Source organism: Curtobacterium sp. UNCCL20 (assembly GCF_900101675.1).
Classification (GTDB): Bacteria; Actinomycetota; Actinomycetes; order Actinomycetales; family Microbacteriaceae; genus Curtobacterium.
On the sequence record NZ_FNKG01000001.1, the window covers coordinates 80725 to 92765 of the forward strand.

At 70.0% G+C, this 12041-nt stretch carries 11 protein-coding genes; 7 read left to right on the top strand and 4 right to left on the bottom strand.

Going from position 1 to position 12041, the window contains the following annotated elements:
- Window positions 1-142 precede the first annotated feature (142 nt).
- A complete protein-coding gene (serC, locus tag BLT36_RS00385) occupies window positions 143-1258 on the top strand; it encodes a phosphoserine transaminase (RefSeq protein WP_092090944.1) in 1116 nt (371 codons plus the stop codon).
- 69 nt (window positions 1259-1327) lie between these two features.
- Here serC and BLT36_RS00390 read toward each other — a convergent pair whose 3' ends face one another.
- Window positions 1328-2101: a DUF3027 domain-containing protein gene (locus BLT36_RS00390; protein ID WP_092090945.1), complete on the bottom strand. Its 774-nt coding sequence runs from the start codon at window positions 2099-2101 to the stop codon at window positions 1328-1330.
- 1 nt (window position 2102) lies between these two features.
- Window positions 2103-2480, bottom strand: coding sequence for a cold-shock protein (locus tag BLT36_RS00395; protein WP_022906598.1), 378 nt, complete (start codon window positions 2478-2480; stop codon window positions 2103-2105).
- A 56-nt stretch (window positions 2481-2536) separates the two neighbouring features.
- On the opposite strand from BLT36_RS00395, the gene BLT36_RS00400 reads away from it, so the two are divergent.
- From BLT36_RS00400 to BLT36_RS00420, 5 genes are all read left to right on the top strand, one after another.
- The gene (locus tag BLT36_RS00400) at window positions 2537-2836 is read left to right on the top strand and encodes a hypothetical protein (RefSeq protein WP_092090947.1); all 300 of its coding nucleotides are present in this window, start codon (window positions 2537-2539) and stop codon (window positions 2834-2836) included.
- 28 nt (window positions 2837-2864) lie between these two features.
- Window positions 2865-4625: a helicase-associated domain-containing protein gene (locus tag BLT36_RS00405; RefSeq protein WP_092090950.1), complete on the top strand. Its 1761-nt coding sequence runs from the start codon at window positions 2865-2867 to the stop codon at window positions 4623-4625.
- A gap of 58 nt (window positions 4626-4683) precedes the next feature.
- Complete coding sequence (locus tag BLT36_RS00410; protein WP_092090952.1) at window positions 4684-6381, top strand: DNA repair helicase XPB; 1698 nt, start codon at window positions 4684-4686, stop codon at window positions 6379-6381.
- 51 nt (window positions 6382-6432) lie between these two features.
- Window positions 6433-7128, top strand: coding sequence for a response regulator transcription factor (locus BLT36_RS00415; protein WP_017888045.1), 696 nt, complete (start codon window positions 6433-6435; stop codon window positions 7126-7128).
- Between the two features lie 126 nt (window positions 7129-7254).
- A complete protein-coding gene (locus BLT36_RS00420; protein ID WP_092090954.1) occupies window positions 7255-8976 on the top strand; it encodes a sensor histidine kinase in 1722 nt (573 codons plus the stop codon).
- Between the two features lie 272 nt (window positions 8977-9248).
- On the opposite strand, the gene BLT36_RS00425 is transcribed toward BLT36_RS00420, so the two are convergent.
- A complete protein-coding gene (locus BLT36_RS00425) occupies window positions 9249-9509 on the bottom strand; it encodes a hypothetical protein (protein WP_139166297.1) in 261 nt (86 codons plus the stop codon).
- Window positions 9510-9611: 102 nt separating this feature from the next.
- On the opposite strand from BLT36_RS00425, the gene BLT36_RS00430 reads away from it, so the two are divergent.
- Complete coding sequence (locus BLT36_RS00430) at window positions 9612-10151, top strand: PDDEXK family nuclease (protein ID WP_139166298.1); 540 nt, start codon at window positions 9612-9614, stop codon at window positions 10149-10151.
- Window positions 10152-10332: 181 nt separating this feature from the next.
- Here the strand turns inward: BLT36_RS00430 and groL are convergent, their stop codons facing one another.
- Window positions 10333-11952, bottom strand: coding sequence for a chaperonin GroEL (gene groL, locus BLT36_RS00435; protein ID WP_092090960.1), 1620 nt, complete (start codon window positions 11950-11952; stop codon window positions 10333-10335).
- Window positions 11953-12041 lie beyond the last annotated feature (89 nt).

Sequence of the window (12041 nt, forward strand, 5' to 3'; positions counted from 1 at the left end):
AACACTTGCGCGGTGCAAGGAAGTCCGGCCGCGCATGCGCTGCAGGCGAACGAGCGACGGGCCCGGAGGCACGGTGCCGGTCCGCCCCGTCCGGCCGGTGCACGGTCACGAGCGCTGGGATACCGCTCGTTAGGATCGGTGCATGGCAGACATCGTCATCCCCGCCGAACTCCTCCCGACCGACGGCCGATTCGGCTGCGGCCCGTCCAAGATCCGTGGCGCGCAGCTCGAGTCCCTCGTGACCCGCGGGGCGACGATCCTCGGGACCTCCCACCGCCAGAAGCCCGTCAAGGACCTCGTCGGCAGTGTCCGCGCCGGACTCGCCGACCTGTTCGACCTCCCCGAGGGCTACGAGGTCGTCCTCGGCAACGGTGGCTCCACCGCGTTCTGGGACGCCGCCGCGTTCGGACTCGTCGAGCGCAGGGCCGAGAACCTCTCCTTCGGCGAGTTCGGCTCCAAGTTCGCCAAGGCCGTCGCCGCACCGTGGCTCGAGGCCCCGCACGTGCTCGAGGCTCCCGGCGGCTCGCTCGCCGCACTCGAGCCGGTCGAGGGCGTCGACGTCTACGCCTACCCGCACAACGAGACGTCGACCGGCGTCATGGCCCCGGTCGTCCGCGCCGCGGGTGACGACGGCGCCCTGACCGTCGTCGACGCCACCAGCGCCGCCGGCGGCGCCGCGTTCGACGTCAGCGCCACCGACGTCTACTACTTCGCGCCGCAGAAGAACTTCGCCTCGGACGGCGGCCTCTGGCTCGCGCTGTTCTCCCCCGCCGCCCTCGAACGCGTCGAGCGCATCGCCGCGAGCGGGCGCTACATCCCCGAGTTCCTGTCGCTCAAGAACGCCGTCGACAACTCGCGCCTGAACCAGACGCTGAACACCCCGGCGCTCGCGACGCTGATCCTGCTCGACGACCAGGTCCAGTGGATCAACCAGTCCGGCGGACTGTCGTGGGCCGACACCCGCACGAAGACCTCGTCGTCCACGCTGTACGACTGGGCCGAGTCGGTCGACTACGCGACGCCGTTCGTCACCGTGCCGGAGCACCGGTCGCAGGTCGTCGCCACGATCGACCTCGACGACTCGATCGATGCGAAGGCCGTCGCCGCCACCCTGCGCCAGAACGGCATCGTCGACACGGAGCCCTACCGGAAGCTCGGGCGCAACCAGCTCCGCATCGCGACCTTCACCGCGATCGACCCCGACGACGTCGCGAAGCTCGTGCAGGCGATCGACTTCACGGTGGACGCCCTGCGCTAACCCCGGACGAGGACGGCCGCAGCCCCACGATCACCCGTGGGACTGCGGCCGTCCTGCGTTCCCCCGGCGTCAGGGGCGGTGGTGGTCCGGGTCGACCTCGCCCGCGTCGAGCCGGTCGACCTCGAGGTCGTCGTGCGGGTCGACCGGGGACACCCGGCGGGCGCGGCGGCGGGCACCGCGGGACGGCTGGGGGGACTCGGCCTCGTCCTCGTCGCTGTCGCTGTCGCTGTCGCCTTCGTCCTCGGCAGCGTCGTCGTCGAGCTGATCGACGTCCACGCCGTCGATGTCGTCGTCGTCCGACTCGTCGAGGTCGTCCTCGTCGGTGTCGAAGTCGTCGTCATCGTCCTCGTCGTCGTCCGACTCGTCGTCATCCGACTCGTCGTCGTCGTCCTCGTCGTCATCCGACTCGTCGTCGTCGTCCTCGTCGTCGTCGTCCGAGTCGTCGTAGTCGGCGTCCTCGTCGTCGTCCGACTCGTCGGCGTCCTCGTCGGCGTCCTCGTCCTCGTCCTCGTCGTGGGCACCCTCGGTGTCTTGCCCGGCGCGGTACTCGGCGAGCCGCTCGGACCACGGCACCCACTCCGGCGCGAGCAGCGAGCCGTCGCCCGGCATGAGTTCGACCTCGAGCACGGTGGGGTCATCGCCCTCGACGTGCGCGATCGACACGGTCCAGCGCCATCCGGGGTACCCCGGCATGCGGTTGGCGAAGAGCACGGAGACGACGCCGTCGCCCTCGTCGACGGTGCCCGCGGCGCCACCGACGGTGGACTCGGGGGTGACCTCGAGGAGGGCCTTCCGCGCGAGCGCGGTGAGGTCCGTGGTGGGGGAAGGGTCGGTCTCGGTCATCTCACGCGTCCAACTGGTCAGCGACGTGCCGCAGGATCGCGGCGATACGGGTGCCGTTCTTCGGGTACCGGCCGTGCCGGAAGTCCCCGCTGATCCGGTCGAGCTCCTTCACGAGGTCCTCGACGATCACAGCCATGTCGTCAGCCGATCGCCGGGACATCTTCGCGAGGGACGGCTGCGGGTCGAGCAGCCGCACGGACAGCGCCTGCGACCCCTTCTTCCCCTGGACCACGCCGTACTCGAGGCGCGATCCGGCCTTCACCGACGTGACGCCGTCGGGCAGCGAGGACGCGTGCAGGAAGACGGGTTCGCCGTCGTCGCCGGTGATAAACCCGAACCCCTTCTGGTCGTCGTAGAACTTGACCTTGCCGGTGGGCATTCGTCGGTCTCCTCGTGATCGTGGATCGGCCGTGGTGCGTCGGATATCCTGGGTCGATGGCCAAGCCGACCCGTCCCACCGGGAACACGCAGGATTCCGCGGAACCCCCGGTGACGTTCAATCGTACCGAACGCGCTCTCGCGTTCATGGTCGGCGGGATCTTCATCGCCGCGTTCCTCTGCATGGCGGCGATGATCGTCATGTGGCTCACCGTCCCGAGCGCGCAGTCGGCGATGCCGTGGCCCGTCATCATGGCGATCCCGCTCATCGGCTTCCCGATCGGCATGGTGCTCGTCTTCACGCTGCTCGGCATCACCTGGACGCGCAGGGCGCGGGCGAACCGGGCGACGCACTGAGGCCCGCGTCGATCGATCGCGGCGGACGATGACGACCACCGCTGACCTCGCCGCCCGGCTCCGGGCGATGCCGGACGACGCCCTCGAACGGCTGGTCGTGGCCCGACGGCTGCCGACGGCGGTCTTCGCCGATGCCGGCCCGTTGCGCGTGTCGGACTTCTTCGACCTCGCAGAAGCGCTCCGCACCGACGACGCGGTGGACGCCGCGATCGAGCACCTCCCCCGTGCCACGCTCCTCGCGTTGCGCGACGGCTCGGGCGACGCCGACGCGCTCGCCCCGGCGGTCGCGCTCGGCCTGGCGGACGACGACGGTGGGGTCGACGACGCGGTGACGGCCCGCCTCGCCGCGCACCCTGACCTCGCCGGTCTGCCTGGAGGCACGGCTGACGCCCGCCCCGCCGGCGCCGCCCCACAGGTGGTCGACGAGGAGCGCGTCCGGACGATCGGCTCGGAGCAGGCCTTCGCCACGATGACCGTGCTGGCCGAGCTCCTCCGCGCCGTGGCCGAGGGCGGGGTGCGCGAGCTCGTCAAGGGCGGCATCGGGACCCCGCTGGCGAAGACGCTGGCCGAGCGCGCCGGGTCCGACGCACCGGTCGTGCCCGATCGGCTGGCGCTCCTCGAGCGCATCGGGTTCACCGACCCGGACGACGGCACGTGGAAGACCACGCCCGCCGGTGACGCCTGGCTCGTGGCGAGCTGGCCCGACCGCTGGTCGACGCTGGTGTCGTCGTGGTCGGGCACGCTCGACCCCGCCGTGCGCGACGTCCTCCGCGCCGCCGGCGACGACCTGCGCGACCTGGTCGCCGTCGGTCGCTGGGCCTACCCGGCCGGTGCCCGCTGGCTCGACGCCGTGCTGCTCGACGTCGCCGGCACCGCCGCGGCACTCGGCGTCACCGTCGACGGCATCGTCACGAGCACCGGCCGGGCCCTGCTCGACGGGGACGCCACGCTCGCCGCCGCGGACCTCCCGCACACCGTGGACGGCGTCTACCTGCAGCACGACCTCACGGTGATCGCCCCGGGCCCGCTAGCACCGGCCGACGACGCAGCGCTCCGGAGCGTCGCCGTCCTCGAGGCGCCCGGGCTCGCCGCTCGGTACCGCATCTCCGAGGACTCGCTCCGCCGAGCCCTCCGCGACGGACACACCCGCGAGGACGTCCTCGGGCTGCTCGAACGGCTGTCGGCGACCGGGATCCCACAGCCCCTCGCCTACCTGGTCGACCAGGTCGCCTCGCGCGACGGCGGCATCGTCGTCGACCTCGGACCCGACGGCACCGGCTCCCGCGTGCACGGCACCGCAGACCAGCTCGACCTCGTCGGGGTGGACGCCGAGCTCCGGCAGCTGGCGTGGGAGCGCAGCGACCTGACGACCCTGGTGACCCGGTACCCCCCGCACGTCGTGCACCGGGCGCTGGAGGACCAGCGCTACCCGGCCGTCCTGACGGCCGCAGCGCGCCCCGCGACGGGATCCGCGCCTCCAGGCCGTCGACGCGGTGGCGGGCGCAACCCAGAGCAGTCGGCGCACGCACTCGTGGAACGGCTCCGGGTCACCACCGAGCGCGGCGACACCGAGCCCGAGCAGGAGTGGCTCGGGCGGCAGATCGACCTCGCCGTCCGCGGACGCACCCCGATCCGGCTGACCGTGCGGATGCCGGACGGCACTGAGCGGCCGTTCTCCATCGTGCCGACCTCGATCGCGGCCGGACGGGTCCGCGGGCGCGACACAGCAGCCGACGTCGAGCGCACCCTGCCGCTCTCCCTGGTGGTGGCTGTGGAGAGCGACGCGTGATTCCACAGGCAGACCGGACCGCACCGGTTCGCAGGCTCGCGGCATAAGCTCATCCGTCATGAACGGACCGCTGATCGTGCAGAGCGACCGCACCGTGCTGCTCGAAGTGGCACACCCCGACGCCGAGGACGCGCGCCACGACCTCGCGGTGTTCGCGGAACTCGAACGCGCACCGGAACACGTGCACACGTACCGGATCACGCGGCTCGGGCTCTGGAACGCGCGGGCCGCCGGGCACGACGCCGAGAGCATGATCCACACGCTCGAGCACTTCGCGAAGTTCCCCGTGCCGCAGAGCGTGACGGTCGACATCCGCGACACCGTGGCCCGGTACGGACGGCTCGTCATCCGGCGTGAGGAACGGCCCGACGCGCCGGTGATCGCGAACTCCCCCACCGAGGAACTCGAGCGCCAGCCGGTCCTCCTCCTCACCGCGTCCGAACCCACGGTCCTCGCCGAGGTCATCCGGTCGAAGCGGATCAAGCCGCTGCTCGGCAACATGCGCTCTCCGGAAGAGGTCGAACTGCTGCCGTGGGCGCGCGGGCAGATCAAGCAGGAGCTCGTGAAGCTCGGCTGGCCGGCGGAAGACCTCGCCGGGTACACGCCCGGGCAGCCGCACCCGATCGACCTCGACACGCACGAGTGGCATCTGCGGCCGTACCAGGAGCAGGCGGTGGACACCTTCTTCGCGCAGGGGTCGGGCGTCGTCGTGCTGCCCTGTGGTGCCGGCAAGACCCTCGTCGGTGCCGGGGCGATGGCGACCGTCAAGGCCACCACGCTCATCCTCGTCACGAACACCGTCTCCGCCCGGCAGTGGCGGTCGGAGCTGCTCCGCCGCACGACCCTCACCGAGGACGAGATCGGCGAGTACTCCGGCAGCGTCAAGGAGATCCGGCCGATCACGATCGCGACGTACCAGATCCTCACCGCCCGCCGGAAGGGCGAGTACACGCACCTGTCGCTGCTCGACGCCCTCGACTGGGGCCTCATCGTCTACGACGAGGTGCACCTGCTCCCGGCGCCGGTCTTCAAGCTGACCGCCGACCTCCAGGCCCGACGGCGCCTGGGTCTGACCGCGACCCTCGTGCGCGAGGACGGGCGCGAGGGCGACGTGTTCTCCCTGATCGGCCCGAAGCGCTACGACGCCCCGTGGAAGGAGATCGAGGCGCAGGGCTACATCTCCCCGGCGGCCTGCTACGAGGTCCGGATCGACCTGCCGCACCAGGACCGGCTCGAGTACGCGGCGTCGAGCGACGACGAGCGCTACCGGCTCGCGGCGACCTCACCGGCGAAGACCCCGGTCGTCCGTGAACTCATCGAGAAGCACCGCGGTGAGCAGATCCTCGTGATCGGGCAGTACATCGACCAGCTCGACGACCTAGCCGAGTCCCTCGACGCCGCGGAGATCACCGGCTCGACGCCCGTCGACGAGCGCGAACGGCTCTACCAGGCCTTCCGCGACGGGTCGATCGACGTCCTCGTGGTGTCCAAGGTCGCGAACTTCTCGGTCGACCTCCCCGACGCGACCGTGGCGATCCAGGTGTCCGGTTCCTTCGGGTCCCGTCAGGAAGAGGCGCAGCGCCTCGGACGCCTGCTCCGCCCGAACAAGGACGGACTGCCGGCGTCGTTCTACACGCTCGTCACGCGGGACACCGTCGATCAGGACTTCGCACAGAACCGGCAGCGGTTCCTGGCCGAGCAGGGGTACTCCTACACGATCCTCGACGCCGACCAGATCCAGACTCCCGTGGGCTGACGCACGCACCGCTCTCAGGAAACCACTAGGGAACGGTCAGAAGATAGGACCATGAGCGATGGCCCCAAGATCCTGATCGTCGACGACGAGCCGAACATCCGCGACCTCCTGACGACCTCGCTGCGCTTCGCCGGCTTCGCCGTGCGCGCAGTGGGCAACGGTGCGCAGGCGATCTCCGCCGTGCTGGAAGAAGAGCCGGACCTCATCATCCTCGACGTGATGCTCCCCGACATGAACGGCTTCGGCGTCACCAAGCGCCTCCGCTCCTCGGGCTACACCTCGCCGATCCTGTTCCTCACCGCCAAGGACGACACCGAGGACAAGATCACCGGCCTCACCGTCGGCGGCGACGACTACGTCACGAAGCCCTTCTCGCTCGACGAGATCGTCGCGCGCATCAAGGCCATCCTCCGTCGCACCATGAACGACGAAGAGGACGCGATCATCCGCGCCGGCGAGCTCACGATGGACCAGGACACGCACGAGGTCACCATCGGCGATGCGCAGATCGAGCTCTCCCCGACCGAGTTCAAGCTGCTGCGGTACCTCATGCTCAACCCGAACCGCGTGCTGTCGAAGGCGCAGATCCTCGACCACGTGTGGGAGTACGACTTCAACGGCGACGCGGGCATCGTCGAGTCCTACATCTCGTACCTGCGTCGCAAGCTCGACCAGTACTCGGCCGAGCCGATCATCCAGACCAAGCGCGGCTTCGGCTACATGCTGAAGGCGTCGAAGGCCTCCTAGGGGCGAGGCCCGTCTGGGCACTGGCTCGTCAGGGGGCTGGCCCGTCAAGGCGCTGGCCCACTTGGGTCGTTCTTCACGGCGGTCGTCCGGTTTCACCGGGCGGCCGCTGTCTATCGTTGGGGCAGCATGCACACGAGAATGAGCCGCTGGTGGGACGGGATCTCCCTGCGCACCAAGATCACCGGGATCACGGTCCTGTTGGTGGCGCTCGGCCTGCTCGTCGCGGGGCTCGGCACGATGACCGTGCTCTCGACCTACCTCATGTCGCAGCTCGACAACAGCGTGAAGAACACGACCGAGCAGCTCGAGGGCCAGAACATCAGCGACGGCGAGCAGTACTGCAAGCTCTCCGTCGTGCTCTCCCAGAGCGCGTACGTCGCCGCGTACAACTCCGACAGCAACCGGATCTGCCAGACGAAGGCGTCGAGCCGGCCGGACATCCGCCAGCTCGACTTCGCCGCCGCGGCCCAGAGCGGCGTGCGGTTCTCGCTGTACGACAGCCAGCACAACCACGAGTGGCGTGCCCAGGTCATCCCCGCGTCGCTGCAGGACCAGACCAGCGGCACGACCGAGACCGGCTACGTGCTCGTCGCCGTCTCCAGCGCGGACACCGACCAGACCATCGCCCGCTTCACCGTCATCTTCCTCGGCTTCGGCATCTCGGTGATCCTGCTCGGGGCCATGCTCACCCGGCTCCTCGTCACCGCGACGTTCGATCCACTGCGCGACGTCGAGGACACCGCCGCTCGGTTCGCCGCGGGCGACTTCAACCAGCGCCTCGAAGCCGACACCCCGAACACCGAGGTCGGTCGCCTGAACCGTTCCCTCAACTCGATGCTCGAGCGGATCGACACCGCGTTCGAGGACCGCCAGCGCACGATCGACCAGATGCGCCGGTTCGTCGGCGACGCCTCGCACGAACTCCGCACGCCCCTCGTCTCGCTGCGCGGCTACGCCGAGCTCTACCGGATGGGTGCGCTCCGCAAGGAAGAGGACGTCGCCCAGGCGATGGAGCGCATCGAGAAGGAAGCCCAGCGCATGGGCCTCCTCGTGCAGGACCTCCTGCAGCTCGCCCGCATCGACGAATCGAAGCCGCTCGAGCTCGGGCCGGTGGACCTCGTGGCGATCGCCCGCGACTCCGCACTCGACACGATGGCGTCGAACCCCGACCGCGAGATCCAGGTGCTCGTCGAGGACTCGGTGACCGGTGAGACCGTGCCGCAGGCCGTCCGTCCGCCGTCCTCGGCTTCGTCGATCTCGTCGGGCTCCGAGACGGGTGAGATCGCGCCGGCGTCCCCGTCCTCCGCCAACACGACCGGGCCGATCGCGTTCTCGCGGCAGACGATCGCGCGACTCCGAGCCCGGCGCACCCGAGCGATGAGTGTCGACGGCACGCTGACGCCGACCGACGAGACAACCCCGCTGCCCACGGTCGTGCTGCCGAAGCGGCCTCCGATCGTCCTCGCGGAGGAGAACAAGATCCGACAGATCGTGACGAATCTGATGGGCAACGCCATGCGGTTCACCGAGCACGACGACCCGATCGAGATCGGCATCGGCGTGGACGACGAGCGCGGCATGGCGCACCTCGACGTCATCGACCACGGTGAGGGCATCCCGCCGCAGCTCCGCGACAAGATCTTCCAGCGTTTCTGGCGTGCGGACACCTCCCGCGCCCGTGACACCGGTGGCTCGGGGCTGGGACTCGCCATCGTGTCGGGCATCGTCGCGGCCCACAACGGCACCGTCGAGGTCTTCGACACCGAGGGCGGCGGCGCCACCTTCCGCGTGTGGCTCCCCCTGCTCCCCCGCGACTACGCCGCCCCCACCACCCCCGCCACTCTCTGACCCTCGCGCCGCCCTGCCCCGCGCCGCCGCGCCGCCGCGCGCCGCCGCGCCCCGCGCGTTGCCGAGATCGCACTTCGTGCCGCTTCGTCGCGGTACTCGCCCGTCGAACTGCGATCTCGCCACGGACGCTACGGGCGGGGGCCACCGCGAAGCGTTCCTCCACAAGAGACCCGCTTCCTCTGTTGTCCACAGTCGTCGAGCGCGCCTCCGCTCGCTGTCGATCCGGCTCCACGCTTGACCGCATGCCACGACAGCCGCAGCCCCTCCCGAGCTCATTCGCGAACACGCCGTTCCGAGTCCAGGATGCCCTGCGTGCCGGCGTTCGGAAGGACCGGCTCCTCCGCCGCGATCTCGTCGTCCCTGCTCGAGGTGTCCGTCTCCCAGCGCTGCACGACGAACCCATCCGTCGGTTGATCGCCATCGGCCTCCTGCTCCGAGGAGACCAACACCTGAGTCATGTGACGGCGGCCGCCCTCTGGTCGTGTCCGCTCCCCCGATCGGTCGGCGAACCCGACGCCCTCGTCCACGTCCACGTCTCAACGGTCGGGAAGGGACCCGTCGAGCGCAGGACCGGGATGGTCGGCCACCGCGTCGCTGTCGACCGTGCCAGCGTCACTTCGGTCCTCGGGACAGCGGTGAGCAGCCCCGCCGCCACCTGGTACGAGTGCCGGACCGTGCTCACCGAGCGAGACATGGTCGTCCTCGGAGACCACATGATCGGCGTCGGTCGGCTGACGACTCGCGAACAGCTCGCCGGGACGATCCGCCGAGGAGATCGCGGCATCACGAGTGCACGCTCCGCCCTCGATCGGATCCGAGTGGGGGCCGAGTCTCGGAGGGAGACCATCATGCGACTGGTGGTGACCGATGCCGGGTTCCCCGAACCGCAGCTAACCGTGAACGTGCACGCCGCCGACGGACGCTTCATCGGCCGCGTCGACATGGCCTGGCCCGAACTCCGCATCGCGCTCGAGTACGACGGCGACCACCACCGGACCGACCGCAGTGCATTCGAGCGAGACCGGGCCAGGGGCAACGACTTCACGGTCGAGGGGTGGATCGTCATCCGGACGACCGCGGTGGACGTCCGACGAACGGCGAGCTTCCTCGAGCAGCTCCGCCGGGCGTTCGAGAACGCTCTCCAGAGGCACGACGGGAGTACGGCTCCCCGGTGAGATCGCAGTTCGGCGGCGCTGCGAGGTGCCTGACGCCGCCGAACTGCGATCTCACCGGATGGGGGCGCCCGCTCGCCGCCAGCTCGCCGCCCGGACGCGCCGCCGCGGCGACGCGCGCCCCGCGCGCGCGCGAAGGGGCCCCGCACGCGCAGCGTGCGGGGCCCCTTCGTGTGCGTCGGACTTAGAAGTCCATGCCACCCGTCGGGTCGCCGGCCGGCATGGCCTGCGACTTCTCGGGCTTGTCGGCGACGACGGCCTCGGTCGTGAGGAACAGACCGGCGATCGACGCAGCGTTCTGCAGCGCCGAGCGCGTGACCTTGGCCGGGTCGATGATGCCCGCGGCGATCAGGTCGACGTACTCACCGGACGCGGCGTTGAGGCCCCAGCCCGACTCGAGCTCGCGGACCTTGGCGGCGACGACACCCGGCTCGAGACCGGCGTTCAGCGCGATCTGCTTGAGCGGCGCGTCGATGGCGACGCGGACGATGTTCGCACCGGTCGCCTCGTCGCCCTCGAGCTCGAGGGTGTCGAGCACGATGGACGCCTGGATGAGGGCGACGCCACCACCGGCGACGATGCCCTCTTCGACGGCGGCCTTCGCGTTGCGGACGGCGTCCTCGATGCGGTGCTTGCGCTCCTTGAGCTCGACCTCGGTCGCGGCACCCGCCTTGATGACGGCGACGCCACCGGCGAGCTTCGCGAGGCGCTCCTGGAGCTTCTCGCGGTCGTAGTCGGAGTCGGTCGCCTCGATCTCGGAGCGGATCTGACGGACGCGGCCCGCGATCTGCTCGCTGTCGCCGGCACCCTCGACGATCGTGGTCTCGTCCTTGGTGATGACGACCTTGCGTGCCTTGCCGAGCAGGTCGAGCGTGGCGTTCTCGAGCTTGAGGCCGACCTCTTCCGAGATGACCTGGCCGCCGGTGAGGATCGCGATGTCCTGCAGCATGGCCTTGCGGCGGTCGCCGAAGCCCGGGGCCTTGACGGCGACGGACTTGAAGATGCCGCGGATCTTGTTCACGACGAGCGTGGCCAGGGCCTCGCCGTCGACGTCCTCGGCGATGATGAGGAGCTGCTTGCCGGCCTGGATCACCTTGTCGACGACCGGCAGGAGGTCCTTGATGTTCGAGATCTTCGAGTTGACGATCAGGATGTACGCGTCCTCGAAGACGGCTTCCTGACGCTCGGGGTCGGTGACGAAGTACTGCGACAGGTAGCCCTTGTCGAAGCGCATGCCCTCGGTGAGCTCGAGCTCGGTGCCGAAGGTGTTCGACTCCTCGACGGTGACGACACCTTCCTTGCCGACCTTGTCGATTGCCTCGGCGATGAGCGCGCCGATGGTCGGGTCAGCGGCCGAGATCGACGCGGTCGCGGCGATCTGGTCCTTGGTCTCGATGTCCTTCGCGTTGGCGAGGAGCTGGTCGGAGACGGCGGCGACGGCCTTCTCGATGCCGCGCTTGAGCGACACGGGGTCGGCACCGGCGGCGACGTTGCGGAGGCCCTCGCGGACGAGTGCCTGGGCGAGGACGGTCGCGGTGGTCGTACCGTCACCGGCGACGTCGTCCGTCTTCTTGGCGACCTCCTTGACGAGCTCCGCACCGATCTTCTCGTACGGGTCGTCGAGCTCGATCTCCTTGGCGATGGAGACACCGTCGTTCGTGATCGTGGGGGCGCCCCACTTCTTCTCGAGGACGACGTTGCGGCCGCGCGGGCCGAGCGTCACCTTCACGGCGTCAGCCAGGATGTTCAGGCCGCGCTCGAGGCCACGGCGGGCCTCTTCGTCGAAAGCAATGATCTTTGCCATGTGAGTTTCTCGTCCCTCCCGGACGTCGTCATGGGGGTCGTGCTGGCACTCAGCGTGAGCGAGTGCCAACGCCGATTCTGGCACTCGGA

Excerpts from the sequence above, each read along its gene's own strand:
- serC (WP_092090944.1), top strand. The coding sequence starts at position 143 with ATGGCAGACATCGTCATCCCCGCCGAACTCCTCCCGACCGACGGCCGA.
- BLT36_RS00390 (WP_092090945.1), bottom strand. The coding sequence starts at position 2,101 with ATGACCGAGACCGACCCTTCCCCCACCACGGACCTCACCGCGCTCGCG.
- BLT36_RS00395 (WP_022906598.1), bottom strand. The coding sequence starts at position 2,480 with ATGCCCACCGGCAAGGTCAAGTTCTACGACGACCAGAAGGGGTTCGGG.
- BLT36_RS00400 (WP_092090947.1), top strand. The coding sequence starts at position 2,537 with ATGGCCAAGCCGACCCGTCCCACCGGGAACACGCAGGATTCCGCGGAA.
- BLT36_RS00405 (WP_092090950.1), top strand. The coding sequence starts at position 2,865 with ATGACGACCACCGCTGACCTCGCCGCCCGGCTCCGGGCGATGCCGGAC.
- BLT36_RS00410 (WP_092090952.1), top strand. The coding sequence starts at position 4,684 with ATGAACGGACCGCTGATCGTGCAGAGCGACCGCACCGTGCTGCTCGAA.
- BLT36_RS00415 (WP_017888045.1), top strand. The coding sequence starts at position 6,433 with ATGAGCGATGGCCCCAAGATCCTGATCGTCGACGACGAGCCGAACATC.
- BLT36_RS00420 (WP_092090954.1), top strand. The coding sequence starts at position 7,255 with ATGCACACGAGAATGAGCCGCTGGTGGGACGGGATCTCCCTGCGCACC.
- groL (WP_092090960.1), bottom strand. The coding sequence starts at position 11,952 with ATGGCAAAGATCATTGCTTTCGACGAAGAGGCCCGCCGTGGCCTCGAG.